This is a genomic window from Xanthomonas hyacinthi (assembly GCF_009769165.1).
GTDB lineage: Bacteria > Pseudomonadota > Gammaproteobacteria > Xanthomonadales > Xanthomonadaceae > Xanthomonas_A > Xanthomonas_A hyacinthi.
Window position 1 is genome coordinate 2,978,745 of the sequence record NZ_CP043476.1, and the last position, 25,254, is coordinate 3,003,998.

General features: G+C 70.9%; 29 protein-coding genes and 1 other RNA gene. 4 read left to right on the forward strand and 26 right to left on the reverse strand.

All coding sequences use genetic code 11. The features are described 5' to 3' along the window. Positions 1–179: 179 nt before the first annotated feature. Positions 180–803, reverse strand: coding sequence for a thiamine phosphate synthase (gene thiE, locus FZ025_RS13030; RefSeq protein WP_046979128.1), 624 nt, complete (start codon positions 801–803; stop codon positions 180–182). A 74-nt stretch (positions 804–877) separates the two neighbouring features. Here thiE and FZ025_RS13035 point away from each other — a divergent pair, with 74 nt between their 5' ends. After that, positions 878–1,069 (forward strand): rubredoxin, encoded by a 192-nt coding sequence (locus FZ025_RS13035; protein WP_046979127.1) that lies wholly within the window; start codon positions 878–880, stop codon positions 1,067–1,069. 278 nt (positions 1,070–1,347) lie between these two features. Here the strand turns inward: FZ025_RS13035 and FZ025_RS13040 are convergent, their stop codons facing one another. The 10 genes from FZ025_RS13040 to FZ025_RS13085 all read right to left on the reverse strand — a co-directional run bounded on the left by FZ025_RS13040 (position 1,348) and on the right by FZ025_RS13085 (position 8,848). Then, on the reverse strand, positions 1,348–2,262 hold the full coding sequence (locus FZ025_RS13040) for a SirB1 family protein (protein WP_386269838.1): 915 nt from the start codon (positions 2,260–2,262) through the stop codon (positions 1,348–1,350). Positions 2,263–2,300: 38 nt separating this feature from the next. Continuing rightward, positions 2,301–2,750: a DUF192 domain-containing protein gene (locus tag FZ025_RS13045; protein ID WP_046979125.1), complete on the reverse strand. Its 450-nt coding sequence runs from the start codon at positions 2,748–2,750 to the stop codon at positions 2,301–2,303. Between the two features lie 173 nt (positions 2,751–2,923). Beyond that, positions 2,924–3,571 carry a ribose-5-phosphate isomerase RpiA gene (gene rpiA, locus FZ025_RS13050; RefSeq protein WP_104558166.1) on the reverse strand — a complete coding sequence of 216 codons (648 nt, stop codon included), beginning with the start codon at positions 3,569–3,571 and terminating at the stop codon, positions 2,924–2,926. Positions 3,572–3,694: 123 nt separating this feature from the next. Beyond that, positions 3,695–4,165 (reverse strand): EVE domain-containing protein, encoded by a 471-nt coding sequence (locus FZ025_RS13055; protein ID WP_046981358.1) that lies wholly within the window; start codon positions 4,163–4,165, stop codon positions 3,695–3,697. Beyond that, complete coding sequence (locus FZ025_RS13060; RefSeq protein WP_046981359.1) at positions 4,162–4,755, reverse strand: 5-formyltetrahydrofolate cyclo-ligase; 594 nt, start codon at positions 4,753–4,755, stop codon at positions 4,162–4,164. Before FZ025_RS13060 ends, FZ025_RS13055 begins: the two co-directional genes overlap by 4 nt. A gap of 82 nt (positions 4,756–4,837) precedes the next feature. Then, positions 4,838–5,617 carry an acyl-CoA thioesterase gene (locus FZ025_RS13065; RefSeq protein WP_046981360.1) on the reverse strand — a complete coding sequence of 260 codons (780 nt, stop codon included), beginning with the start codon at positions 5,615–5,617 and terminating at the stop codon, positions 4,838–4,840. Positions 5,618–5,769: 152 nt separating this feature from the next. Then, a non-coding RNA gene (gene ssrS / locus FZ025_RS13070) (6S RNA) lies at positions 5,770–5,954 on the reverse strand. Between the two features lie 98 nt (positions 5,955–6,052). Continuing rightward, the gene (locus FZ025_RS13075; protein ID WP_046981361.1) at positions 6,053–6,346 is read right to left on the reverse strand and encodes a cell division protein ZapA; all 294 of its coding nucleotides are present in this window, start codon (positions 6,344–6,346) and stop codon (positions 6,053–6,055) included. Next, positions 6,343–6,564: a TIGR02449 family protein gene (locus FZ025_RS13080; protein ID WP_046981365.1), complete on the reverse strand. Its 222-nt coding sequence runs from the start codon at positions 6,562–6,564 to the stop codon at positions 6,343–6,345. The genes FZ025_RS13075 and FZ025_RS13080 overlap by 4 nt, the downstream gene beginning before the upstream one ends. Positions 6,565–6,631: 67 nt before the next feature. After that, positions 6,632–8,848 carry a putative bifunctional diguanylate cyclase/phosphodiesterase gene (locus FZ025_RS13085; protein ID WP_046981362.1) on the reverse strand — a complete coding sequence of 739 codons (2,217 nt, stop codon included), beginning with the start codon at positions 8,846–8,848 and terminating at the stop codon, positions 6,632–6,634. Positions 8,849–9,008: 160 nt separating this feature from the next. On the opposite strand from FZ025_RS13085, the gene FZ025_RS13090 reads away from it, so the two are divergent. Both FZ025_RS13090 and FZ025_RS13095 read left to right on the forward strand, forming a co-directional pair. After that, positions 9,009–9,554 carry a YecA/YgfB family protein gene (locus FZ025_RS13090; protein ID WP_046981363.1) on the forward strand — a complete coding sequence of 182 codons (546 nt, stop codon included), beginning with the start codon at positions 9,009–9,011 and terminating at the stop codon, positions 9,552–9,554. A 4-nt stretch (positions 9,555–9,558) separates the two neighbouring features. Next, positions 9,559–10,890 carry an aminopeptidase P N-terminal domain-containing protein gene (locus FZ025_RS13095; protein WP_104558168.1) on the forward strand — a complete coding sequence of 444 codons (1,332 nt, stop codon included), beginning with the start codon at positions 9,559–9,561 and terminating at the stop codon, positions 10,888–10,890. 214 nt (positions 10,891–11,104) lie between these two features. On the opposite strand, the gene pepQ is transcribed toward FZ025_RS13095, so the two are convergent. The 7 genes from pepQ to rph form a co-directional block, all read right to left on the reverse strand. Beyond that, a complete protein-coding gene (pepQ, locus tag FZ025_RS13100) occupies positions 11,105–12,433 on the reverse strand; it encodes a Xaa-Pro dipeptidase (RefSeq protein ID WP_046978453.1) in 1,329 nt (442 codons plus the stop codon). 192 nt (positions 12,434–12,625) lie between these two features. Then, a complete protein-coding gene (locus FZ025_RS13105; protein ID WP_046978454.1) occupies positions 12,626–12,967 on the reverse strand; it encodes a PilZ domain-containing protein in 342 nt (113 codons plus the stop codon). Further along, entirely contained in the window at positions 12,964–15,417 is a 2,454-nt protein-coding gene (locus FZ025_RS13110; protein ID WP_104558170.1) for a DUF1631 domain-containing protein, read from the reverse strand. The genes FZ025_RS13105 and FZ025_RS13110 overlap by 4 nt, the downstream gene beginning before the upstream one ends. Before the next feature lie 86 nt (positions 15,418–15,503). Continuing rightward, positions 15,504–16,661, reverse strand: a complete 1,158-nt coding sequence (gene hemW, locus FZ025_RS13115) for a radical SAM family heme chaperone HemW (protein WP_046981337.1) — start codon at positions 16,659–16,661, stop codon at positions 15,504–15,506. 101 nt (positions 16,662–16,762) lie between these two features. After that, on the reverse strand, positions 16,763–17,353 hold the full coding sequence (gene rdgB, locus FZ025_RS13120; protein WP_046981338.1) for an RdgB/HAM1 family non-canonical purine NTP pyrophosphatase: 591 nt from the start codon (positions 17,351–17,353) through the stop codon (positions 16,763–16,765). After that, entirely contained in the window at positions 17,350–17,742 is a 393-nt protein-coding gene (locus FZ025_RS13125) for a VOC family protein (protein ID WP_046981339.1), read from the reverse strand. The genes rdgB and FZ025_RS13125 overlap by 4 nt, the downstream gene beginning before the upstream one ends. Next, positions 17,739–18,464 carry a ribonuclease PH gene (gene rph, locus FZ025_RS13130; protein WP_046981340.1) on the reverse strand — a complete coding sequence of 242 codons (726 nt, stop codon included), beginning with the start codon at positions 18,462–18,464 and terminating at the stop codon, positions 17,739–17,741. Before rph ends, FZ025_RS13125 begins: the two co-directional genes overlap by 4 nt. A 100-nt stretch (positions 18,465–18,564) precedes the next feature. Between rph and FZ025_RS13135 the strand changes: the two genes are divergently transcribed. Further along, a complete protein-coding gene (locus tag FZ025_RS13135) occupies positions 18,565–19,425 on the forward strand; it encodes a YicC/YloC family endoribonuclease (protein WP_046981341.1) in 861 nt (286 codons plus the stop codon). Positions 19,426–19,479: 54 nt separating this feature from the next. Here FZ025_RS13135 and FZ025_RS13140 read toward each other — a convergent pair whose 3' ends face one another. The 8 genes from FZ025_RS13140 to FZ025_RS13175 form a co-directional block, all read right to left on the reverse strand. Then, the gene (locus FZ025_RS13140) at positions 19,480–20,211 is read right to left on the reverse strand and encodes an energy transducer TonB (protein ID WP_046981342.1); all 732 of its coding nucleotides are present in this window, start codon (positions 20,209–20,211) and stop codon (positions 19,480–19,482) included. Beyond that, on the reverse strand, positions 20,208–20,636 hold the full coding sequence (exbD, locus tag FZ025_RS13145; RefSeq protein WP_046981343.1) for a TonB system transport protein ExbD: 429 nt from the start codon (positions 20,634–20,636) through the stop codon (positions 20,208–20,210). Before exbD ends, FZ025_RS13140 begins: the two co-directional genes overlap by 4 nt. 10 nt (positions 20,637–20,646) lie before the next feature. Next, a complete protein-coding gene (gene exbB, locus FZ025_RS13150) occupies positions 20,647–21,387 on the reverse strand; it encodes a tonB-system energizer ExbB (RefSeq protein WP_244292377.1) in 741 nt (246 codons plus the stop codon). After that, the gene (locus tag FZ025_RS13155) at positions 21,377–21,721 is read right to left on the reverse strand and encodes a hypothetical protein (RefSeq protein ID WP_046981344.1); all 345 of its coding nucleotides are present in this window, start codon (positions 21,719–21,721) and stop codon (positions 21,377–21,379) included. The genes exbB and FZ025_RS13155 overlap by 11 nt, the downstream gene beginning before the upstream one ends. Next, a complete protein-coding gene (locus tag FZ025_RS13160) occupies positions 21,721–22,116 on the reverse strand; it encodes a YbaN family protein (protein WP_053057375.1) in 396 nt (131 codons plus the stop codon). The genes FZ025_RS13155 and FZ025_RS13160 overlap by 1 nt, the downstream gene beginning before the upstream one ends. A gap of 25 nt (positions 22,117–22,141) precedes the next feature. Next, the gene (locus FZ025_RS13165; RefSeq protein ID WP_046981346.1) at positions 22,142–22,750 is read right to left on the reverse strand and encodes a biliverdin-producing heme oxygenase; all 609 of its coding nucleotides are present in this window, start codon (positions 22,748–22,750) and stop codon (positions 22,142–22,144) included. 75 nt (positions 22,751–22,825) lie between these two features. After that, a complete protein-coding gene (locus FZ025_RS13170; RefSeq protein ID WP_104558173.1) occupies positions 22,826–24,319 on the reverse strand; it encodes a surface lipoprotein assembly modifier in 1,494 nt (497 codons plus the stop codon). A 102-nt stretch (positions 24,320–24,421) separates the two neighbouring features. Continuing rightward, a complete protein-coding gene (locus tag FZ025_RS13175) occupies positions 24,422–25,249 on the reverse strand; it encodes a Slam-dependent surface lipoprotein (protein ID WP_046981347.1) in 828 nt (275 codons plus the stop codon). Positions 25,250–25,254 lie beyond the last annotated feature (5 nt).

Sequence of the window (25,254 nt, forward strand, 5' to 3'; positions counted from 1 at the left end):
CCCCTGCGGGGCACCTTCTCCCGAGGGGAGAAGGAAGAGCCACTAGCCCCTCTCCCGCCGGGAGAGGGGTTGGGGTGAGGGTACGGACGCGAAGCGCCTCGCGGAGTTTGGAGGCGCGAGGCTTCGCCCCAGGAGCGCCCCGCCAGCGGTGCATTCGATACCTGCGCCGGCACCGCGCCTCAGTCGAAGCAGGCGCGGTAGGCGGCCAAGGCCGCACGCGGATCGGCGGCGTCGAACACGCCGCTGATCACCGCCAGCAGGTCGGCGCCGGCGGCGACCAGGGCACGGCCGTTGTCGGGGGTCAGCCCACCGATCGCGACCCGCGGCAGGCCCAGCGTCGCGGCATCGCGCAGCAGGCCGGGGTCGGCGCGGCGCGTGGTGACTTTGCTGCGCGTGGGGAAGAACGCGCCGAAGGCGACGTAGCTGGCGCCGGCGGCGGCGGCGGCGCGGGCCAGGGCGAGGTCGTCGTAGCACGAGGCGCCGATCAGCGCGTCGGCACCGAGCGCTGCGCGCGCGGCGGCCAGGTCGGCGTCGTCTTCGCCCAGGTGCACGCCGGCGGCGCCGACCGCCTGCGCCAGGGCCACAGCGTCGTTGACGATCAGCGGCACGCCGGCGTGCGCGCACAGCGCCTGCAGTGCCGTCGCCTGGGCCAGGCGCTGCGCCGCGTCGGCCCGCTTGTTGCGGTATTGCAGCCAGGTCGGGCCGTGGCCGAGCAGCGGCGCCACGCGCGCCAGCAGGCGCTCGCCGTCGGCCTCGTCGGGGGTGATCAGGTAGACGCCGCGGGGTGGCGATGCTGCATTCATGGAGGAGCCTTCCGGTGTGCAGGCGAGGGTGGGACAATGCCGCTCCGTCCGGCCCGTAGACCCGCGATTATCCAATGAGCGATGCCATTGCCACCACCTACCGCACCTGGATGTGCGTCGTCTGCGGCTTCATCTACAAGGAAATCGACGGCCTGCCGGAAGAAGGCATCGCCCCCGGCACCCGCTGGGAAGACGTGCCCGACACCTGGACCTGCCCGGACTGCGGCGTGACCAAGGACGATTTCGAGATGGTGGAGATGGATTGAAGCTGGGAATGGGGAGTGGGGAATCGGGAATGGGAACAGCCGCTCCCTGCCTGTAGGCCTCGTGAGGCAGAGTGCTTTTTTGGGGCGCACCGGGCGTAAATAGCGATGCCGAGCTGTCGGATTGCTGCAAGGTCATAGGTCGGGCAGTGCTGCCCGCCCGCGGGCTCGAATGCACGATTCGGTCGGTTACCTGTTAACCGCTTGGTCAAGCCAGCAAACCTTGAGCCCCAGGGCAGCCGCTTTTTCCATTCCCGATTCCCCACTCCCCATTCCCAGCCTCAATGCATCCGCTGCGCGCGCGCGCTCAGTTCCACCAGGCGTTCGCGGATCGGCAGCACGTCGCTGGCTTCCGGGTTCAGTTGCAGGTAGCGGCCCAGGTCGCGGCGCGCGCCGGGCACGTAGTCCATCTGCAGGTAGGCCAGGCCGCGGTCGCGCAGGGCTTCGGGCTGGTCGGGCATCAGCTTGAGCACGCGGTCGGCGCTGCGCGCGGCGCGGTCCCATTCGTGACGTTCGGCGTAGACGCCGTGCAGGTTGCGCAGCACCCGGGTCAGGATCGCGCGGTGCGGCGCCGGGTCCAGGATCTGCAGCAGCGCGCGGTCGTCCGGGGTCTCGCCGCCCAGGTGCGGGCGCGCGCGTTCGCGCAACTCTTCCACCGCCAGCGGGCGGCCGCCGTTGAACGGGTCCATCACCAGCAGGCCGTCGTCCACCGGCAGGCGCACCAGGAAATGCCCGGGGAAGGACACCCCGTCGAGCGGGATGTCCAGCCGCCGCGCCACTTCCATCTGCACCAGCGCCAGCGAGATCGGGTTGCCCAGGCGGCGCTCGAAGACCTCGTTCATGTAGCTGTTGCGCGGGTCGTAATACTCGTCGTGGTTGCCGCTGTAGCCGAGTTCCTCGAACAGGTGGCGGTTGATCGCGGCCATCTTCAGCGGCCACGGCTCGATCATCGCCACCTCGTGGCGCAGGTGCTCGGCATGGTTCTGCGCCAGCGTGGCGTAGTGGTCGGCATCCAGTTCCGGATACTCGTCGCGGGCGATCAGCAGCGCGGTGGCCAGCAGCGGCAACGCGTCGTCGTCCAGCGCGGCCAGGGTATTCCAGCTCGGCAATGTCAGTCGGTCGACCATGGCCCAAGACTGGCCGCAAAGCGCGACGCGATCAAGTCCGGGGGTTCCCGACAGCGGTGTCGGGTTCAGCGCGACGGCGACGGCGCTTTTGCCGACGCCGGCGCGGCTCAGCGGGCGCTCGGGATCCCCGGGCCGAAGCGCAGTTCGGCGCCGTTCTGCAGCTTGAGCTGCGCGGCCTGGCCGGCGTTGAGCTCCAGCACGTAGCGCGCCGGCGCGTTGCTGGGATAGGGCGGGCAGGCATTGCCGGCCGAGCACGGCGGCACGTCGCGCTGCTGCGCCACCAGCGTGCGCTGGCTGTCGAAGTACAGGATGTCCAGCGCGATCTTGGTGTTCTTCATCCAGTACGCCTGCGGTTCCTCGCGGTCGTGGATGAACAGCATGCCGTGGTCGGCGTCCATCTGGTCGCGGAACATCAGCCCGCGCGCGCGGGTCGCATCGTCCTGGGCCAGCTCGACCTGGTAGCGGTGCCCGCCCAGTTCCACCCAGTGGTCGCCAGCGCTGGCGCAGCCGCTGAGGGTCAGCAGGACGAGGACCAACACAGCGCGGAACAGGGACATGGCATTGCCGGGGAAGGTGGGATCAGCGCGCACCTTGTTGCATGGTGCGTGGCGAGTCAAGAGAGCCGGGATTGGGGATTGGGGATTCGGGATTGGCAACGGCGGGGAGCTGCGGCCTGAAGGGGTTTCGGCTTTTGCGAATCCCCAATCCCTAATCCCGAATCCCGCGCGCGTCAAAGGACGCGCGGCGGCTCGCCACCGACGATCACCACGTCGGCCGGGCGCCGCGCGAACAGGCCGACGCAGACCACGCCGGGGATCTGGTTGAGCTCGCGCTCCAGCGCCACCGGGTCGGTGATCGACAGGTGGTGCACGTCCAGCACCACGTTGCCGTTGTCGGTGACCACGCCGTCGCGCCACACCGGCTGGCCGCCGGTGCGCGCCAGGATCTCGCGCGCGACCAGGCTGCGCGCCATCGGGATCACCTCGATCGGCAGCGGGAACGCGCCCAGCGTGCGCACCTGCTTGCTCGGATCGATGATGCACACGAAGCGTTCGCTGGCCTCGGCGATGATCTTCTCGCGGGTCAGCGCGGCGCCGCCGCCCTTGATCAGGCAGCGGTTCGGATCGCACTCGTCGGCACCGTCCACGTACAGCGCCAGGTTGCCGGTGTGGTTCAGCTCCAGCACCTCGATGCCGTGCTGGCGCAAGCGCGCGGTGCTCTGCTCGGAGCTGGAGACCGCGCCCTTGATGCGGTGGCCGATGCGGCCCAGCGCGTCGATGAAGTAGGCCACGGTGGAGCCGGTGCCGACGCCGACGATCATGCCGTCTTCGACGTATTCGATGGCTTTCTCGGCGGCCAGGCGTTTGCTTTCGGACATGGGGGGCTCGGGATTGGGGATTTTGGGGATTGGGGATGACCAGCCATTCGGCTGTAGAAAGGCGGGATTGGTAAATGCGGCAGGCGCGCAGGGCAGGGACGAATCCCCCATCCCCAATCCCGGCTATTCGAGCGCCAACAGCAGCTTCCACTGCGCGGCGCTGACCGGGAACACCGACAGGCGGTTGCCGCGCGCGGTCAGTGGGAAGCCTTCGCCGAGCGCGTCGGCGTGCTGCCTGATCTCGTCCAGCGCGATGGTGCGCGCGAGCTTGCGTTCGAACGCCACGTCCACCAGGTACCAGCGCGGCTGTTCGTGCGTGGCCTTGGGGTCGTGGTAGTCGGATGTCGGGTCGAACTGGGTGGCGTCCGGATACGCCGCGCTGGCCACCGTGGCCACGCCGACGATGCCCGGCACCTTGCAGTTGGAGTGGTAGAACAGGATGCCGTCGCCGACCTGCATGCCGTCGCGCATGAAGTTGCGTGCCTGGTAGTTGCGCACCCCGTTCCAGGGTTCGCTGCCGACCCGCTGCAGGTCGTCGATCGAGAAGGCGTCCGGTTCGGACTTCATCAGCCAGTAGCGCTTGCGTGCGGTCATGCGGGGAAATCGGTCGCGGTCAGCAGGGTGAGGGAGTCGGTGCAGACCGCGTCCAGCGCCACGTCCCAGGCGGCGACGGGCAGCGCCGCGACCTGCTGAACCGCGAAGGCGGCGCCGACCAGCCAGGGCGGAGGCATTTGCCGCTGGCGAAATGCGAAGCTGCGATCATACCAGCCGCCGCCCATGCCCAGGCGGCGGCCGCCGGCGTCGAAGCCGACCAGCGGCGCCACCACCAGCGCCATCTGCTCCGGCGCCAGGGTCGCCGCGGCGGCGACCTCGGGTTCGGGAATGCCGTAGCGGTTGGCGGTCAGCGGCTGCCCCGGGCGCCACGGCGCGAAACGCAGGGTCTTGCCGCTGAGCACCGGCAGGCAGTACTGCACGCTGGCCGGCAGGCGCAGTTGCCAGCGGTGCAGCGCGATCTCCCCGTCCATCGCCCAATAGCCGGCGACGTGGCCGTGCTGCGGCGCGAACGGCAAGTCCAGCAAGCGCTGCGCCAGCGCGTCGGCGGCGGCCAGGCGCGCGGCCGCGGGGAGCGCGCGGCGGCGCGCGCGCAGTCGCTGGCGCAGGAGGTCGCGGTCGTCGGCAGTCATCGGGCAGGCGTGGGGGGAGACGGCGCTATTGTCGGTTCCGGCGTGCGGGCTGGCTACTGGCGTCTGTCGACGCCGTGCGGCGTCACGCATAGATCGCCACCGTCTGCCGGCCCGACAGCACCAGTTGCCCGGCGGCGTCCCAGATCTGCATGTCCTGCAGCGAGTAGCCGTCGCCGGCGTGTTGGCTGGCCGAGCGCAGCAGGAACCAGTCGCCGGGCGCCGCTGGCTGCGGGAACTCCAGGGTCCAGGTCATCGAGCTGACCGGCGCCGGTTCGGTGAAGCAGGTCATCGCCGCCGGCGGCAGGCTGTCGCCGAGCGCGGCCAGGGCCACGCTCGGGTCCACCCCGGCACTGTCGCGATGGCGCACCCACACCATCAGCTCCGGGGTGACCGCGCCGGACACCGGCAGCGCGCCGCCGGCCAGGCGCATCTCGAAATTGGCGACGAACGCCGGGGTGGCCGCGCTGTCGGCGATCGGCGCGGCGGCGTCGGGTCCGCACACCACGGGCCGCGCGGGCATGAAGTGGTGGGCGATGCGGCTGGGCCGCGGTTGTGCGAACAGCAGCGCCGCGCGCAGCGCGACCTGCTCGCCGGCCAGGCAATCGACCGCGATCGAGGTGGCGGACTTGCCCTGGCGCAGCAGCCGCGCATCGAAACGCAGCGCGGCGTCGGTCGGGCCGACGAACCAGATGTGCGCCGACTTCAGCGGCGGCAGCGCGGACGGCGCCGCGCGCAATGCGGTCTGCAACGCCAGTGCCGCGGACAGGCCGCCGAAGGCGGTGCGGCCCTGCCGCCAGCTGGCGGGAACGTCGAACCCGGCAGTGGGGTCGAAGCGGTCGATGATCTGGGCGAGCGAGGGCATGCGGCGTCTCCGTGGCGGGGGCGCCAGTATCCAGGGTTCCGCGCGTACTTGGTCGGCGCGTTGCGGTGCGCCACGCGACAAGCGGCGTCGCCGCGGCCGCGGACGCCGGCACAAAAGGAAACGGCGCCTTGCGGCGCCGTTTCCGGGATATTGCATTCTCCGCCATGACGATGCGTGCGAAACGACCTTGAACCCGGGGTTCAAGTGGGATAGCTGGGGAACCATCGGGCTTCCCGCTACAAGGCGGACCTGCACACCCGATTCCGTCGCCATCCCGTGGTCGTAATTAAGGGACAAGGCGAATGTTTGCACACGCTGTCGTTTACAGCAGAGAACGCAGGCGAAGTATAGCGCTGTCGCCGCGCTTGGCTAGTCCGTTGGTCGGTCGCGCGCTACGCGGCAATTCACGTTGACGATCGAAATGCGCTGGATGTGTCAGCGCGCGGTATCGACCACGCCGTCGAGGCGGCGATTGAGGTCCGCCAGCGCGCGCGCCATCTCACCATCGCGCCGCGCCTGCGCGTCGCGCAATTGCTGCAGTTCGTGCGCCAGGTTCAATGCGGCCAGCACCGCGACCCGGTCCACCGCGGCCATGCGGTTGCTGCCGCGCACCTCGCGCATCTTCGCGTCGAGCAGGCGCGCGGCGGCGAGCAGGCTGTCGCGCTCCTCGGCTTCGACGCCGACGGTGTATTCGCGATCGAGGATGCGGACGCCGACCGGTTCGCTCACGTGTGCTGCTCCAGCGACTTGAGCCGGGTGATCATCGCTTCGACCCGCGAGCGCGCCTGCTCGTTCTTGGTCAGCAGCTGCGAGCGCTCGCCGATCAACTGTTCCTGCTGCTGGCGCAGGCTGCGGTTCTCGTCGGTGAGGCGCTGGCAGCGCTCGACCAGCGTTTCCACGCGTGCGGCGAGGGTGCGGAGCTGGGCGAGGGCGTCGGGTGTGTCCATGGCGCCCACGATAGGCATGCGCCCGAGCGGCGGTCAAGGCGCGGCCAAACGGCGCGACGGCCGCCGCTCAGGCCGGCAGCAGCAGCGGCCGCTGCAACAAGTGCAGGCAGGCGTCCGGTTCCAGTGCCGGCGCGACCAGGTGGCCCTGGATCTCGTCGCAGCCATGCTGGCGCAGGAACGCCAGCTGGCCGGGCTGCTCCACGCCTTCGGCGACCACTTTCAGCGCCAGCGAATGGCCCATCGCGATGATGGTGCTGGTGATCGCCTCGTCGTCCGGATCGCGGGTCAGGTCGCCGATGAACTCCTGGTCGATCTTCAAGGTGTTGATCGGCAAGCGCTTCAGGTAGGCCAGCGACGAATAGCCAGTGCCGAAGTCGTCGATCGCCAGGGCCAGGCCCAGGGCGCGGCAGGCATGCAGGGTGGCGGCGTTCTTGCCGACCTGCGACATCACCACGCTTTCGGTGAGTTCCAGCTCGACGTTGGCGGCCGGGACCCCGGTCTCGTCCAGGATCCGCGCCATCAGCGCCGGCAGGTCGCCGCGCTCGAGCTGGATCGCCGACACGTTCACCGACATGCACAACTCGGTCAGGCCCAGCTGGCGCCACGCGCGCAGCGTGCCGCAGGCCTGGCGCAGCACCCATTCGCCGATCTCCAGGATCAGCCCGGTCTCCTCGGCCAGGGGGATGAACTGGTTCGGCGAGACCGTGCCGAAATCGGCGCTGTGCCAGCGCAGCAGCGCTTCCACGCCGACCACGCGCTGCTCGCGCAGCGAATAGCGCGGCTGGTAGACCAGCCTCAGTTCCTGGTCGAACGGGATCTTGCGCAGGCTGCTGGCCAACGTGGCGCGATGGCGGGTGGCCTCGTCCATGCGTGCCGAATACGCCTGCACATTGCGGCGCCCGGCGGCCTTGGCCTGGTACATGGCGGTGTCGGCGTGCTTGAGCAGTTCGCTGGGCAGCAAGGCGTGCTGCGGGAACAGCGAGATGCCGATCGAGGCGGAGATCGCCACTTCGCGGCGGTCCTCCAGTTGCAGCGGCGCATCGAACGCGGCCAGCACGCGCGCGGCGACGGCTTCGGCCTCGGCCTGTCCGACGATGTCCTCCACCACCACGGTGAATTCGTCGCCAGCCAGGCGCGCGACCGTGTGCTGCGGGCCCACCGCCTGCTGCAGGCGTTCGGCGACCGCGCGCAGCACCCGATCGCCGACCGCATGGCCGAGCGAATCGTTGATGTCCTTGAACCGGTCCAGGTCCAGGAACAGCACCGCCACCGCACTGCCCTGGCGCCGCGCCCGCACGATCGCGCGCGCCAGCCGTTCGGACAGCAGCGCGCGGTTGGGCAGGCTGGTCAGCGTGTCGTAGTTGGCCAGGTAGCGCAGTTCCTGTTCGGCGCGCTTCTGCTCGGTGATGTCTTCCAGCACCACCACATGGAAGCTGTGCCGGCCGTCGGCATCGACGACCGTGTTGCGGCGCACGTGGCAGAGGATCTCCAGGCCGTCCTTGCGCCGCTTCCAGGCTTCGCCGCGCCAGGGCCGGCCGTGGTCGTGCGACGGCGGTGCAGGAACCTCGGGCGCATGGTCGAGCAGCGCCATCGGCTGGCCCAGCACTTCGCGTTCGCTGTAGCCGGTGATGCGGGTGAAGGCCGGGTTGACCGAGATGAAGCGGAACTCTTCGTCCAGCACCGCCACCGCCTCGCTCATGCTGCGCAGCACTTCGCTGGCGATGCGCCGCTCCAGGTCGGCCTGGCGGTGCGAGGTGATGTCGCGCGCGGTGCCGGCGAGCCGGCGCGGCTTGCCGTCGCTGCCGTAGTCGACCACGCGGCCGCGCACCCGCGCCCACAGCCACACGCCGTCGCCGGCCAGGTCCACCCGGTACTCGGCCATGTACACCGAGGTCAATCCCTGCAGGTGCTCGCGCAGTGTGCGCTCGGCCTGCGGCATGTCGTCGGGGTGGATGCGCAGCGGGTCGTCCTCGCGGATCACCATGGTGATCTCCCGCGCATGCGGCGCCGCTTCGTCGGCGCGCATGCGGCGCAGCTTGCGCTGTTGCAGGTCGTAGTCCCAGAAGTGCTCGCCGGAGGCCCACAGCGCCAGTTTCAGGTGGTGGTCGCGCTGCTGCAGCTGCTGCTGGCGCTGCAACTGCTGCTGCATGCGCCGCCGCCAGTGCAGCGCTTGCAGCGCCGAGACCACCGTGGCCACCGCCATGACCGCGGCGGCGGCCCAGCCCCAACGCCAGTCCGTGCCGGCATGGCCGGCAATTCCCGCAGCGACGTGCTCGATCGACATGGCGGGAGGAGGGCTTCGGTCAGGAAAGGGGGTGGTGGAGTGTAGGCGCCCGCCGGAAGCCTTCACAAGCAGCGCGGCACATGCGGATTGCTACACTGTGCAGTCCCGCTCCGCCGCTGGCCCCGACTCCCGTGGCGAGCGCCCAACAGGCCTTGCGTCCATGATCGAACTTCCCAGCGCCGACGACGTCGCCCAGGCCAGCCGGCAGCTGGGCCTGGCCGCGTCGGCGGCCGAACTCCACGGTGCGTTGTGCGGCTGGCTGGCCGGCGCCGGCGCCGACCTGGCGGCGTGGCCGGCGGCAGTGCTGGCCGATGCCAGCATCGCCGCGCCGCGCCGCGGCGACGTGCTGGACCGGCTGCGCGAGGCCACCGCCGCGCAGCTGGAGGACCGCGACTTCACCTTCGACCTGGTGCTGGCCGATGCCGGCGCGCCGCTGTCCGAGCGCGCCGACGCGCTGTTCGACTGGTGCCGCGGCTTTCTCGGCGGCTTCGGCCTGGCCGCCGGTGCCAAGCCGCCGTTGTCGGAGGAAGGCGCAGAGTCGCTGCAGGACCTGGCGCGGCTGGCGCAGGCCAGCACCGACGATTTCGACAGCGCCGACGAGGACGAGGACGCGCTGGCCGAGATCGAGGAGTTCGTGCGCGTGGCGGCCTTGCTGCTGCACAGCGACTGCGTGCTCGGCCCGCGCCATCGGCAACGCCTGAACTAAAGCGATGAAGCGACTCACCGGCATCGGCGCGGGTGAATACGCGCGTCGGCGCAAACACTTGATGGACATGGCCGGCGAACACGCCATCCTGGTACTGCCGAGCGCGCCGGAGCGGGTGCGCAGCCACGACACGCATTACCCGTACCGGCAGGATTCGGATTTCTGGTACCTGTGCGGTTTCCCCGAACCGGAGGCGGTGCTGGTGCTGGTGCCGGGCCGCAAGCACGGCGAGGCGCTGCTGTTCTGCCGCGAGCGCGATCCCGAGCGCGAGGCCTGGGACGGGCCGCGCGCCGGCCAGGAAGGCGCGGTGGAACGCTACGGCATGGACGATGCGTATCCGATCGAGGACCTGGACGAAATCCTGCCGGGCCTGCTGGAAGGCCGTTCGCGGGTGTACTACCACTTCGGCCGCGACGTCGATTTCGACCTCAAGCTGATCGGCTGGGTCAAGCGCGTGCGCGAACAGGTGCGGCATGGCGCGCAGCCGCCGCACGAGTTCCTGGAACTGGGCCACCTGCTGCACGAGCAGCGCCTGTTCAAGTCGCGCGACGAGATCGCGTTGATGCAGGTGGCCGCCGACCTCAGCGTGGCCGCGCATCGCGCGGCGATGCGGCTGGCGCGGCCGGGCATCCACGAGTACCAGTTGCAGGCCGAGATCGAACGCGAGTTCCGCGCTGGCGACGCCTGGCCGGCGTACGGCAGCATCGTCGGCAGCGGCGCCAACGCCTGCGTGCTGCATTACCGCGCCAACGCCGCACGCCTGCGCGACGGCGAGCTGGTGCTGATCGACGCCGGCGCCGAGTACCGCGGCTATGCCGCCGACATCACCCGCACCTTCCCGGTCGGCGGCCGCTTCAGTCCCGAGCAGCGCGCGCTGCACGACCTGGTCGGCGCGGCGCACGCCGCGGCGCTGGCGCAGGCGCGGCCGGGCCTGGCCTACGAGGCCGGGCACCTGGCCGCCGTGCAGACCCTCACCGAAGGCCTGCTGCGGCTGGGCCTGCTCAGCGGCACGCTGGAACAGAACCTGGCCGATGGCGACTACCGGCGTTTCTACCGGCACAAGACCGGGCACTGGCTCGGCCTGGACGTGCACGACGTCGGCGACTACAAGCTGGCCGGCGCCTCGCGCCTGCTGGAGTCGGGCATGGTCTTCACCATCGAGCCGGGCCTGTACATCGCCGCCGACGACAGGCGTGTGGAGCCGCGCTGGCGCGGCATCGGCATCCGCACCGAGGACGACGTGCTGATCACCGACGACGGCCACCGCGTGCTGACCGCGGCGTTGGCGCGCAGCGCCGAGGAGATCGAGGCCCTGATGGCTGGGAAACGGGAATAGGGAATCGGGAATGGGTAAAGCGGCAGGTCGCGCGTGATATGGACGGTCGCAAGCGGAAACGGCTGGGAATGGGGAGTCGGGAATGGAGAATGGGAAAAACGGAAGGCCGCGTGTCAGATAGGCGGTCGCAAACAAGGCCTTAGGTGATCGCTTTTAAGCTTTTGCTGTTGCGATTTCCCATTCTCGATTCTCGATTCCCCATTCCCGGCGGCCGTCAGGCCGCCACAGCAAACGCCGGCCGGGTCAGGTTCTCCGGAGCGCCGTCAGTGCAGGCCACTTCGTCCTCGATGCGGATGCCGCCGTAGGGCGTGAACTGCGCCACGCGGGCCCAGTCCACGCTGGCGGTGTGGCCGGACTGCTTCACTTCGTCCAGCAGCATGTCGATGAAGTACACGCCCGGTTCGATCGTCACCACCATGCCGGGTTCGAGCACGCGGGTCATGCGCAGGTAGGGATGGCCGGCGGGGCGCTCGATGCGGCCGCCGCGGTCGCTGGCGGCGAAGCCGGCCACGTCGTGCACCTGCAGGCCGATCGGATGGCCGAGGCCGTGCGGGAAGAACGCGGCGCTGACGCCGCTGGCCAGCGCGGCTTCCGGCGACACGGTGATCAGGCCGAAGTCCTTGAGCACGCCCATCAGCGCCAGGTGCGCGTCGAGGTGCAACTGCTTGTAATCCACGCCGGCGCGCACGCCCTGGCCCAGGCGGATCTGCGCGGCGTCGACCGCGTCGATCAGCGCCTGGAACTCGCTGCCGGGGTCGGCGGCGTAGCTGCGGGTGATATCGCTGGCGTAGCCGTGCGCGGAGGCGCCGGCATCGATCAGCAAGCTGCGCCGCTGCGCCGGCGCCTGCCGCTGCAGTGCGGTGTAGTGCAGCACCGCGCCGTGCTCGTTCAGCGCAATGATATTCCCGTACGGCAGTTCGTTGGCGTCCTGGCCCACCGCGCTGCAATACGCCATATGGATCTCGAACTCGCTGCGGCCGTCGCGGAATGCGGCTTCGGCGGCGCTGTGGCCGCGCACCGCCAGGTGCTGCGCCTGGCGCAGCAGCACCAGTTCGTAGGCGGTCTTGTAGGCGCGGTGGTACTCCAGGTACTGCACCACCGCGTCCGGATTGTTCGGCACGTAGTCGCCCAGCGCGCTCTGCGCTTCGCCGAGGATCGCGCAGCGCGCGGCAGGCCCCGGCAGCAGCGCCAGCGCTTCTTCCGGGGTACGGATGATGTGGATGTCGCAATGCTCCACCCACCAGCCGTTCGGCGCCGCCGGCACCACGTGCCAGTAGTCGCGCGGCTGGTGGAAGATCAGCTGCGGGCGGCGCCCCGGGGTGTAGACCAGCCAGCTGTTCGGCACCCGGGTCAGCGGCAGCCAGGCCTTGAACTGCGGGTTCACTGCATATGGGTAGTCGCGATCGTCGAACAGCTGGTAGTGCAGGCTGCCGCTGGGCACCACCAGGTGCTCGAAGCCGCCGCGCGCCAGCGCCGTGTCGGCGCGTTGCGCCAGCGTGCGCAGGTGCTCGGCATACAGGGCGCTGGGATCGTGCTGGATCATGGCGGCGGCTCGCTCGGCGATGCGGAAAGACAGGCGCCAAGTTTGCCGCAAACCGCGCGTGGCTTGTTGATGCGCCGCGCCAGGCGTCCATGCTGCGGGCGGTTGCCAGGATGCAGGCGCGGCGTGCGGCTGGGCGGTGGAGCGGTCAGGAGGCAACACATCGCCAGCGATGGAGGCGTGTCGCGAGGTGCGTTACCCGGCCGGCCCCGCATTGATCCACAGCCGCAGCAGCTCGCGATGCGCCGGCGCGATGGTCAGGAAACGGAAGCCGGCCCAGGCCTGGCCGGGCGCGTGCGCGCGTTCGCTCCACAGCAGGTGCACGCCGACGTCGATCTGCACCTCGCGGCCGGCGTGCGGCATCGCGAAGCGCAGCTGGTACAGCGCGTCCTCGTGCAGCGGCGCGGAGGCCAGCAGCAGCATGCCGTTCTCGGAGACGTTGCCGAGCCGGCCGACCACGGCGTCTTCCATCATGTCCAGCACCGGCACCATGTCCGGGACTTGCCGGCGCGGCGCGCGGCGGGCTTCGGCGATCATGCGTCCTCCAGGGTGCCGGCGGGGGCGGGCGCACCGGCCAGGGTGCGCAGCGCGCGCATGGTGGCGTGCCAGGCGCGGTCGATCAGGCGCGCGCGGTCCTCGGTGACGATCCGCGCCTGGCTCTGCGCCAGCAGTCGCGACAGCGCATCCAGCGAGTGTTCGGCGGTCTTGTGCCCGCGCTGGTTGACGAACAGGGCGCGGTCGGTGATCGGGCTGTACCAGGACAGGCGCTGCCGTTTCAGGTCGCCCTGCTGGTTGGTGACGAATTCGAACCAGGTGCCGAACGGCAGACTGCGCAGCCGTGCATACGCGGCCTGCTCGGCCGCGTTGCGCGGCGCCGGCAGCGGCCGCTCGCCGTCCTCGCCCTGGTCGCCGAGGCGGGTGTGCGCCTTCAACTTGGCGCTGAGCTCGGTGCGCGAGGTCAGCGTGTCGCCGCCGCCCGGCGTGGACAGGCGCCGCGCGATCGCGTCGGCTTCGTCCTGGTGGTAGCCGACCTGCAGCAGGGCGCTGCGGACTTCGCCGGCCAGGTCCGGATCGGGGTCACCGCCGCTGGCGCGGCAGGTGACCTCGGCGATGCACTGGCTCAGCTGCTTGCGCTCGCGCCAGGCGTCCGAATCCTCGCCCTGGCGCAGCAGGGTCAGGGTCAGCACGTCGGACCAGGCCTGGTTCAGCAGCGCCTGCACGAACTTGGGCGGTTGCCAGGTCCGGCACAGCGCCTCCAGCGTGGCGCTGGCCAGTTGCTTGGCCATCTCCAGCCGCTCCTTGCCGCGCGCGGCCTCGATATGGCGGCGCTCGGCGATCTCGGCCTTGTGCGCCAGCGCGCGGTACTGCGCCTGGAGGTCCTGGTGGGCCTGCTCGAAGACCTGCTCGTCGCCTTCGTATTCCTCGAGCACCCGGTCCACGGTCTGGTTGAGCTTGAGCAGCAGCTGCGGATCGGTGTCCTCTTCGCTGAGCCAGGTGGCGCCGGACTCGGCGACCGCATTGAGCAGCTCGCGCGCCGGATGCCGGCTGCGCACGAAGAACGCGCGGTCCTGCAGCGCGGCGCGCACCAGCGGCACCTGCAGGCGCTCCAGCAGCCCGGCGGCCGGCGCATCGCTGCGCACTTCGCGCTCGATTTCGGCGTACAGCAGGCCGAGCAGGTCGAAGGTGTCGGCATCCTGCGCTGCCAGCGCCGCCTGCGGGCCGTGCTCGGCGCGCAGCGTGGCCAGCAGCGCCGCCTGCACGTCGCGCACCTGGCGGCGCCCGCGCAGGCCGGCCAGCGTGCTGTGCGCGGGCGGCTGCGCCTGCAGTGCGCCCAATGCCTGCAGCAGCGAGGCGGTGGGCACGGCGGTGGCGCCTGCGTGGGTGGATGCGGGCGCCACGCCGCCGGCCGCGGCGGCGTGCGGCGCGGCGGGCATGGCGGGGCGGCCTGGCGCAGGCCGCGCCGTCGCGGCGGCCGCGCCGCACGCGGAGGCAACGGCGCCGGCTGGCGTGGCGCCCGCGGCACCGGCCGCTGCCGCGGTACGGCCGCGCGCGGCAGCGAGCAGTTGGCGCAGGTCGGCCAGGTCGGCCGGTGCGTTGCCGGCAGCGCTCGCCTGTGCGGGCGCCGCGGCCACTGCGCCGCCGCCGGCGCCGCGATCCGGTGCGGACCAGCCGCTTGCCGCCGCCTGCCCGGACCAGCCGGTGGCCGAGCGCGTGGCCGGCGCCGGCCGTGCCGCACCGCGGCTGCCGGCGGCCGGATCGGGAGCGCTCGTCGGGCGCGCCAGGTAGGGCAGGTAGACCAGCCCGGGCAGCACCCCGGCATGCGCCAGCAGCACATTGGCGCGTTCCACGATCTCGCCGTAGCGGACCAGCGCCTGGCGCTCGAAGGCGCGGTACAGGGTCAGCTGCGCGTCCAGCCCCAGCTGCAGTTCCGCGCCGGCCTCGCGCAGGATCCGGCACAGCAGGTGCGGTCCCAGCGGGGTGTGCTCGGGCTCGAACGCCGGCCGCGCGGCGAGCACGCCGAAACGCTGGCCGAGCAGTTGCAGCGGGGTGCTGGCCCGCGCCGCCTCGCGCCGGGCGATATCGTGCAGCACGATGTCGCGGTCGATGTCCACGTCGGCGACCAGGGTCAGCATCTGCATCGCCGCGTTGGGCTTGTCCTGGCGCAGCAGGCCGACCGGGGCGAGCGGCAGCCGCAGCGTGGCCAGGGCCGCTTCCAGCTGCGCCTGGTAGAACGGCGCGAAGCGCGCGCGGCGCGCACGCAAACCCTGCAGTTCCTGATAGATGTCCTGCTGCAGCTGGCTGTTGCGGGCGCGCTCGGCCTGGTCGAACAGTTCGCGCTCCAGCTCGGTCAGGGTCGACTGCAGCGGGGCTTCCAGCGCCTGCCACAGCAAGGCCTTCAGCGCCTCCAGGATGTCGCGCACGCGTGCGGGCAGGGCGGCGCTGGCGAGCGTGGCCGGGCTTGCCGAGCGCGTGGCAGACAGTGGCATCCTGTGATCGCCGTTCGATTTCTGGTCCGGTATGTAGCACGTTTCTGGCGGCGCAACCACGCCCGCCCGTGGCACGGCGCGGCGGTTCAGGGCATGAACAGGGCGACGACGTCGTTGGTGAAGCGCCGTCCCAGTTCGGTGGGAAGCGCGTGCCCGGCCTCCACCTGCAGCCAGTCGTACGCCTGCGCCTGCGCCAGGGCCGGGGCGATCGCCTCCGCCGCCAGGCCGGTGCGCGCGGCGAAGTCGCGCAGCGCGAAGCCCTGGTTCAGGCGCAGCGCATTGAGCATGTACTCGAACGGGCGCCGTTCGGCGCCGATCCACTCGTCGCCGCCGATCGCCGCCGGGGAGCCGGCGGCGGCCAGGAACGCCTGCGGATGCTTGGTCTTCCAGCGGCGCAGGATGCTTTGCTCGGCGCCGGAGCTGATCTTGCCGTGGGCGCCGGCGCCGATGCCCAGATAGTCGCCGAACTTCCAGTAGTTGAGGTTGTGCGCGCACTGGTAGCCGTCGCGGGCGTAGGCGCTGACTTCGTACTGGGCGTAGCCGGCGGCGGCCAGCAGCGCCTGGCAGCGCTCCTGCATGTCCCAGGCGGCGTCGTCCTCGGGGATGCCCTGCGGCGGCCGCGCGGCGAACACGGTGTTCGGTTCCAGGGTCAGCTGGTAATGGCTGATGTGGGTGGGCTGCAGCGCCAGCGCGCGGTCGATGTCGGTCTCCGCCCCGGCCAGGGTCTGCTGCGGCAGCGCGTACATCAGGTCCAGGTTGAGGTTGGAATACCCGGCGTCCTGCGCCAGCTTCACCGCGCGCTCGGCGTCGGCGCTGTCGTGGATGCGGCCCAGGCGCTGCAGCGCGGCGTCGTCGAAGCTCTGGATGCCGAAGCTGAGCCGGTTGACCCCGGCCGCCAGGTAGCGGTCGAAGCGGCCGTGCTCGGCGGTGCCCGGGTTGGTCTCCAGGGTGATTTCCAGGTGCGGCGCGAAGCGCAGGCGCGCGCTGGCCGCCTGCAGGAAACGGTCGATGGCCTCGGCCGGGAACAGGCTGGGGGTGCCGCCGCCGAAGAACACGGTCTGCACGGTGCGGCCCCAGACCAGCGGCAGGTCCTGGTCCAGATCGCGGATCAGCGCATCCACGTAGGCGTCGAACGGCAGCGCGCCCTTGGCCGCATGCGAATTGAAATCGCAATACGGGCATTTGCGCACGCACCAGGGCAGGTGCACGTACAGCGACAGCGGGGGCGGGATCAGCGGCGGCATGCGGACAGTGTAGGGCGGGGGCTGGAGCGGCGGCGTGCGCGCGCCGCTCTCTGGCGGGGACTGCGTCTTGGAAGCGGCCGGTGGCGCCGGCGCAGCGGCCGCTACAGCGACGCCAGCCGCTGCTTCAGCAACGCCAGCGCCTGGCCGCGGTGGCTGATCCGGTTCCTCAGCGGCAACGGCATCTGCGCCGCGCTCTGGCCGTGGTCGGGGTCGAAGAACACCGGGTCGTAACCGTGGCCGCCGTCGCCGGCGCGCGCGTGCAGGATGCGCCCGCGCCAGCTGCCTTGCACCAGCAGCGGCTGCGGATCTTCGGCATGCCGCAGCAGCACCAGCACGCAATGGAAATGCGCGGTGCGCTGCGCGTCGGGCACGTCGCGCAGTGCATGCAGCAGCTTGTCGATGTTGGCCGCGGCATTGCCGTGCTCGCCGGCGTAGCGCGCCGAATACAGCCCGGGCGCGCCGTGCAGCGCATCCACGCAGATCCCCGAGTCGTCGGCCAGCGCCGGCAGGCCGGTGACCTGGGCGGCGTGGCGCGCCTTCAGCAGCGCGTTCTCGACGAAGGTCAGGCCGGTCTCGTCGGCATCGCGCACGCCGAGCGTGGACTGCGCGAGCAGTTCGATGCCGGCGCCGTCGAGCAGCGCATGCAGTTCTTCGAGTTTGCCGGCATTGCTGCTGGCCAGGACCAGTTTCATGGCTTGGGCTCCAGCAGGTCCCACTTGGTGCCGTACAGGTCGCGAAACACCGCGACCGTGCCATAGGGTTCCGCACGAGGGGGTTCGAGGAACTCCACGCCCTGCGCCAGCATCGCGGCGTGGTCGCGGGCGAAGTCGTCGGTGTACAGGAAATGGTCGACGCGCCCGCCGGTCTGGTCGCCGATCCGCGCCCGCTGAGCGGCGTCGCCGGGTTCGGCCAGCAGCAGCGCGGCATCGTCGCTGCCGCCCGGGCCGACCACCACCCAGCGCTTGCCGTCGCCGAGCGCCACGTCTTGCAGCAGGGCAAAGCCGAGCTTGCCGGTGTACCAGGCGATCGCCGTGTCGTAGTCGGTCACCACCAGCGTGGTCAGTGCGATCCGCCGCTTCACCGTGCCAATGCCTCGCGCTGGGCGGCGAGCAGCTGGCCGATGCCGGTCTCGGCCAGCGCCAGCAGCGCATCCAGTTCGTCGCGGCGGAACGCATGGCCTTCGGCGGTGCCCTGGATCTCGATGAAGCCGCCGCCGTCGTTCATCACCACGTTCATGTCGGTGTCGCAGTCGCTGTCCTCGGCGTAGTCCAGGTCCAGCACCGGGGTGCCGCGGTACACGCCGACCGAGACCGCGGCGACCGCGCCCAGCACCACCGGCTTCTTCAGGTCGCCGCGTTTCTGCAGCCAGTTCACCGCATCCATCAGCGCCACGTAGGCGCCGGTGATGGCCGCGGTGCGGGTGCCGCCGTCGGCCTGCAGCACGTCGCAGTCCAGGGTGATGGTGCGTTCGCCCAGCGCATTGCGGTCCACGCAGGCGCGCAGCGCGCGGCCGATCAGGCGCTGGATCTCCAGCGTGCGCCCGCCCTGCTTGCCGCGCGCGGCCTCGCGGTCGGAGCGCGAGTGGGTGGCGCGCGGCAGCATGCCGTATTCGGCGGTGACCCAGCCTTCGCCCTTGCCGCGCAGGAAGCCGGGCACGCGGTTCTCGACGCTGGCGGTGCACAGCACGCGGGTGTCGCCGAAGCTGACCAGCACCGAGCCTTCGGCATGGCGGGTGAAGGCGCGTTCGATGCGCACCGGGCGCAGCTGATCGGCCGTGCGGCCACTGGGACGGGAAAAGGACATGGGGATCGATCCGGAGGTGGCGTGAGGGCCGGGCGCGGCATCGGCCGGGCCGGCGGGGCGCTAGGGTACCATTCGCGCTTTGCACGCACCGGAACACCGCATGATCCGCAGCATGACCGCCTTCGCCGGCGCCGAGCGCATCACTGCCTGGGGCACGCTGGGCTGCGAACTGCGCTCGGTCAACCACCGCTTCCTGGAAGTGGGCGTGCGCCTGCCGGAAGAGCTGCGCGCGCTGGAGCCGCAATTGCGCGAACGCCTGGCCGCGCGGGTCAGCCGCGGCAAGCTGGACCTGATGCTGCGCCTGCGCGCGCCCGACGCGGCGCAGTCGCTGGCGGTGAACGAGCCGCTGGTCGAACAGCTGGCGGTGCTGGCGCAGCGGCTCGGCGCGCGCTTCCCGCAACTGCAGGTGCAGTTCGCCGACCTGCTGCAGCTGCCCGGCGTGCTGCAGGGGCAGGCGGTGGATCCGGCCGCGCTGCAGGCGCAGGCGTTGGAACTGCTGGACGAGGTGGTGGCCGAATTCGTCGCCGCGCGCGAGCGCGAAGGCGGCAAGCTGGCCGGGGCCATCGTCGAGCGCGTCGATGCGGTCGAGCGCATCGCCGCCGAGGTCAAGGAGCTGATCCCGGCCATCCGCGAGGGCCAGCGCGCCAAGCTGGCCGCGCGCCTGGCCGACCTGCCGCACCCGGTCGATCCCGGCCGCGCCGAGCAGGAGCTGGTGCTGTGGCTGCAGAAACTCGACGTGGACGAGGAGCTGGACCGGCTCGGCAGCCACATCAAGGAAATCCGCCGCGTGCTGCGCCAGCCCGAGCCGGCCGGGCGGCGCCTGGATTTCCTGCTGCAGGAATTCAACCGCGAGGCCAACACCCTGGGTTCCAAGTCGGTGGACAGCCGCACCTCCAATGCGGCGGTGGAACTGAAGGTGCTGATCGACCAGATCCGCGAGCAGGTGCAGAACCTGGAATAGCGCGCCGCGCGCTTCGACCTGGCGCGCTCGACCTGGTATGGCGCCGCGGCTGGGTCAGCGTTCGCGCAGGAAGAAGTCCACCGGCACCACCACCTGCACCGGGTCGCCGTCGATCTCCGGCGGCGGCGCCGGCAACGGGCTGGCCCGCTGCACCGTCGCCAACGTCTCGCTGTCCAGCGTGTCGTGGCCGCTGCCCTGGACGATGCGGATCGCGCTGGCATGGCCGCGCCGATCCACGGCGAATTGGACCTGGACCACGCCTTCCTGGCGGCGCCGTTGCGCCGGCCGCGGGTAGCGCTTGTAGCGCTGCAGATGGCCCAGCACCTGCGCCTGCCAGGTGGCGCGCAGCTGTTGCGCCACGCCGGACAGCGATTGCGCCGCGGCATAGCGGCTGGCCGGCGGCGCCGCCACGCTGGGCGGGGCGCTGGCCTGCGCGGCGCTGGACGCTTGCTGTTGGTCTTGCGCCGCCGCCGCCGGCTGCGCTTCTTCCAGGTCGGCATGCAGCGGTTGCGGTGGCGGCGACGCCGGCAGCGGCGCACGCACGCGCGGTGCCTGGCGTCGCTCCTGCTGCGGTGGACCCGGCGGCACATCGGTCGGTGGCGCCGGCGGCGCGGTCGCGGCAGGTGCCAGCTCCAGCATGAGCGCCTGCGCCGGAGCAGCGGGCGGTGGCCGGTCGCGCGCCGGCCAGCACAGCAGCGCGGCGACGAGTGCCGCATGCGCCGCCAGTACGCCGCCGAGGCTGAGCAGCCAGCGACGCAGCGCCCGCGCCCGCGGCCCCGCGCTCATCGGTCGGCCGGCTCCAGCCCGACCAGCGCGACCTTCAGGTAGCCCGCATCGCGCAGCGCGTCCATGGTCTGCATCAGTTCGCCGTAGGCCACCGCACGGTCGGCGCGCAGGAAGATGCGCTGCGTGCGGTCGCCGCGGGTCAGTCGGTCCAGTGCCGGCTGCAGCGCATCGCGCTCGATCCGGGTATCGCCGAGGCGCAGGCTCAGGTCCTTGCCCAGGGTCAGGTAGACCGGGTCGCGGTCCCTGGGCTGCGGCGCCGCGGTACTGGCGGGCAGTTCCACCGGCACATTCACCGTGGCCAGCGGCGCGGCGACCATGAAGACGATCAGCAGCACCAGCATCACGTCGATCAGCGGGGTGACGTTGATCGCATGGTTCTCGTCCAGCGCATCGTCGTCGTCGTCTCGGTTGGTGCGGATCGCCATGCCGGTGTCCTCACTCCATGCCGGCCATGGACGCGCCTTGCGCAGCGGGCCTGGATGCCTGATGGCGGTCCAGGTCGCGCGACACCAATTGCTGCACGCCGGCCGACAGATCGCCCAGCTGCTGGCGCAAGCCGCCCAGCGTGCGCGCGAAATGGTTGTAGATCACCACCGCCGGGATCGCGGCGACCAGGCCCAGCGCGGTCGCGAGCAATGCCTCGGCGATGCCGGGCGCGACCACCGCCAGATTGGTGGTGTTGGCACGGGCGATCCCGACGAAGCTGTTCATGATGCCCCACACGGTGCCGAACAGGCCGACGAACGGCGCGGTGGCGCCGATCGTGGCGAGCAGGCCGGTGCCCTTGCGCAGCTGCCGCGCATGGCCCAGTTCGATCCGCTCCAGGCGCGAGGCCAGCCGTTCCTTGATCCCGGCCGTCTCCTGCAGGCCGCTGGAGTGCCGCAGTTCGGCGCGGGCTTCGCGCAGCAACAGCTGCGCCGCAGGGACCGCCAGCGGCGGGCGGCGCTCGGCATCGGCCAGGTCCTGCGCTTGCGACAGCGCCGTGCGCGCGGCCTGCAGCGCCCGCCCGAGCCGCGCCAACTCCCAGCTCTTGGCCACCAGGACCGTCCAGGTGGCGACCGAGGCGATGGCCAGGCCGACCATCACCGCCTGCACCACCAGGTCGGCGTGCAGGAACATCTGCCAGGGCCCCAGGTCGGGTGGCAGCACGGGGGGCGGAGCGATGTCAGCGTGCATGGTCGTCATCCAGCGGATCGGAACGGGGGGCGGGGGTGTGCGTTTGCGTCATGGCGTGGGCATGCGCCGCGTCCGGCAGCAGGCCGGCCGATTGCAGGCAGGCCAGCACCCGGTACCAGGCCGATGCCGAGATCGCGTAGCCGGCGTCGCGCGCGGCGGCGTGCAGGTGCTGCGGCGTCAGCTGGCCGTACGCGCTGAGCACTTGCGGCGCCAGCCGCACCGCCGCCAGGCGCGCGGAGGTGACGTTCAATCCAGCGCCGCGCAGCAGCGCCGAAGACGGATCGGCGCGCCTTGCATGCCGGTGGCGACGCCGCGCGCTGATCTTGCCGCGCATCACCGCGCTCCCGGCGCATCGGCGGCGCGGTGCGGCGCGGGACGCGACAACACGTAGGCGGCGCTGCCGGCGAAGAACAGGCCCACGCCCAGCGCCAGCTTCCAGCCCGGATGCGCACCGCACCAGAACAGCACGTAGCCCACGCCCATGCCGGCACCGGCGAAGCACTTGCCGCGGCGCGTGATCGCGCCCTGTTCGCGCCACAGCCGCAATGCGGCGCCGTAGCGGGGATGCTGCAGCAACCATGCCTCCAGCCGCGGCGAGGAGTGCGAGAAGCACCATGCCGCCAGGATCAGGAAGATCGTGGTCGGCATCACCGGCAGCAATGCGCCGATCAGGCCCAGCGCCAGCATCAGCAGGCCCAGGCAGAACCAGGCGCCGCGGCTCAGCGCCATCGCCGCGACTCCGTGCGGCACGGCGTCATCGCGCGCCATCCGGAAGGTAGGTGTCGACATGGGCATAGACGCGATCGAACGCGGCGCACGCCGCAGCGACCACTGCCTGCTCCTGCGCAGGATCCAGCGGCACGCTGTCGAGCGCGGCGGTGAACTGGCGCCAATGCCGCGCGCGCCCGTCGGGGTGGCCGGCGAGATGGCGCGCGCCGAACTGCTCGTGCAGTCCCAGCTTGGCGGCCAGCTTGGCCAGGATCGCCGCGCCCAGGTTGGAACCTTCTGCCACGTACAGCCAGCCCAGCGCGTCGACCTGTTTTTCGTAGTGGCGGCCGTCCGGCGCTGGCAGCGGGTGCACGGCGGGGACCGCGACGCCCAGATCGGCCAGGTCGGCCAGCAGTTGCGGCAGGCGCCGCCGCTGCGCCAGTTCGGGGACCACGCTGGCGAGCACCGGATTGCGGTACACGCTCTCCATGTCGCTGTGGAAGCAGTACTGCACCTGCACGAAGCGCGCATAGTTCGCGCGCGATGCGAAGGGTTGCGCGGCCATGATGCGCTGGTCCAGGCGCGCATGCGCCTCGTGGGTGGCGGCCTTCAGGCGCTGGCTGCGGGTGGTGGTGTCGGCGAAGCATTCGGTCATGGCGCGGGCTCGTGGTCGGTGGGGCAGGGGCGCGGGTGAGTAGCGGGCAGTGCGGAGGAGGCACGCGATCCGGAGTCAGAACACGCGCTCCAGCTTCAGGCTGATCGCGTTCTTGTCGTAGCCGTACAGCCAGTCCACGTTGCTGTGGACGCGGTTGTGGCGCAGGGTGAGCAGGGGCGTGAAGCCGGCGAAGGCCAGGCGCGGCGCCTTCAGCACGAAGGTGTAGTTCTGCTCGTCGTCGCGGCGGCGCGCGCCGAGCACGGCGCTGTAGGCGCTGTAGTCGCGGTGCCGATACGAGGCGAACGCGCTGCCGACGAAACCGGCCGGCCACTGCAGCGACGCGCCCAGCCGCGCGCCGCGCTGCAGGTAGCCGTTCGCGGTTTGCTGTGCATCGCTGGCCACCACGTCGATCCCGCCGAACACGGTCCAGCGCGGACCTAGGCTGCGGAAATAGGTGGCGTAGGCCGAACGCACGCCGCCGTCGTAGTTGCGCGCGTAGTCCTGGCGCCGGTAGCGCATGTCCTTGTAGTCGGCTTCCAGCTTCAGCAGCGCGTTGGGCGACAGCGTCCAGCTCCACTCCCCGTGCACGCCCCAGGCCGCGTACAGCGCGTCGTTGCCCCAGGCGTAGTACTCGAACGTCGGCGCCAGCGAAATGCCGTGGCGGCCGCTGCGGTAGCTGTAGCCGGCCTGGGTGGTCGAGGTCAGTTCGTTATAGGCGCTGTTGTCGCGATAGCCGTAGCCGAACAGCAGCGTGCGCAGGTACAGGCCATGGTGGCCGCGCAGCGGCAGGCGCTTGTCGAGGCTGGCATCGTAGTCCACGCCGCCGGCGGCGATCGCGTCGGGCAGTTGCCGGTCGATGTAGCAGAAGCCGCTGCTGTCGGCGAGCAGGCAGGTGCGGCTGGCCGAACTGCGGTTGAGGTTGTCGTTCCAGGTCGGGCCGAACGCGAACGCGCCGCTCCAGGCGCGGCGGCCGGCCAGCGCGCGCTGGAAATTGTCCATGCTCTTGCGCACCCCGGCGGTCCTGGAATCGTCGGTATCGACGGCGGCGGCGATCGCGTCGAACAGCTCGCCCGCCTCGCGGTCCTGCTGGTCCTCGAACAGCACGCGGGCCAGCTCAAGGCGGCCGGGCAGGAAATCCGGCTTGAGCGCGAGCAGCGCGCGGTAGTGGCGCTCGGCGTCCGCATAGCGGCCATCGCGCCGCGCCAGCGCGCCCTGCGCGTAGTGCACCAGTAGCGGGTCGCGGTCGGCCAGGGTCAGGTATTCGTCCAGGAAGCGTTGCGCCGCGTCCCATTGCTTTCGCTGCAGCGACAGGTATAGCGCGCGGCCGACATCGCTGGCGGTGTGCTCGACGGTATGCGACTTGCCGTCGATGTCGAGCGTGGGCCGTGGCGCGTCGTCGTCGAGTTCGTCCTTGAGCAGCTCGCGTTCGCGCTGCAGCGCATGCCGCTCGACGCCCTGGTCGAGCATGCGGCGGGTATCGTCGCGTTCCTGCGCGGCGGCGGGGATCGCCGGTAGCGAAGCTCCCAGGACGAGGAGGGCGGCGAGCAGCGCAGGGGAAATGGAATGCATCGAATCGATAGGCCAGGTGGTGGGCAGGACTGGCTTGGCCTTGGCTTGTCCTACCCGGATCATCGACTGAACGGCGAAGAGCGAATGCTCAGCGCGTTGCGCTCAGTTCTTGGTGCCGCCGAAGGCGGTGTCGTACTGGGTGCCGCTGAAGTTGACGATGCCGGCCAGGGCGGTCTGGCCGCTGTAGAACTGGCCGGACACCGCGCCGCCGGAGGCCACCAGGCTGCCCGATTGCGTTGCCAGGGCGGTGCTGCCGGAAATGCTGGCATTGCTGTTGATGGTGGCCGACCCGATGTTCACCGTGTAGCCGCTGCCGCTGTTGGCGATGCTGCCGGTCAGTGTGCTGGTGTTGAAGTTGGCGGTGAACACGCCCGACAGCAGGTTGCCGTTGCCGGCGTTGGCCGCGGCGTTGTAGTTGTTGATGCCGACCACGTTGTAGGTGGCCGAGCCGGTGGTGGGGACGGTGGTGTCGCCGTTGTCGCCGATGTAGTAGACGGTGCGGGTGCTGTCGCCGCTGGTGCCGTACGCGGACCATTCGCCGAACCACACGTCCTGCGCGCCGACCTGGGCAAACACGAACACGCCCAGATTGTCGTGGCTGTCCGGCGCGCCGGTATACGGGAAGTTGAGCTTGTGCACGAGCTTGGTGCCGTCGCTGGTGCCATCCTTGTTCCAGTCCACCGCGCTGTTGGTCTTGGTGCTGTAGGCGGTGAGTCCCTGGAAATCGACTTCGTTGCCCAAGCCGGTCGAGTTGACCGAAATGCCGGCCTTGCCGCTGCTGTGCGGGCCGCCGTTGACGTCGGATTCGCCGACCTGGACGTTGCCGGTATTGCTCGAGGCGCCCTTGAAATTCGCCGCCTGGCTCGCGCCGATGGTGGCCATGGCGAGCACGGACAGCGCGAGCGCGGACAGTGTGCGATGCGTCTTCATATTGC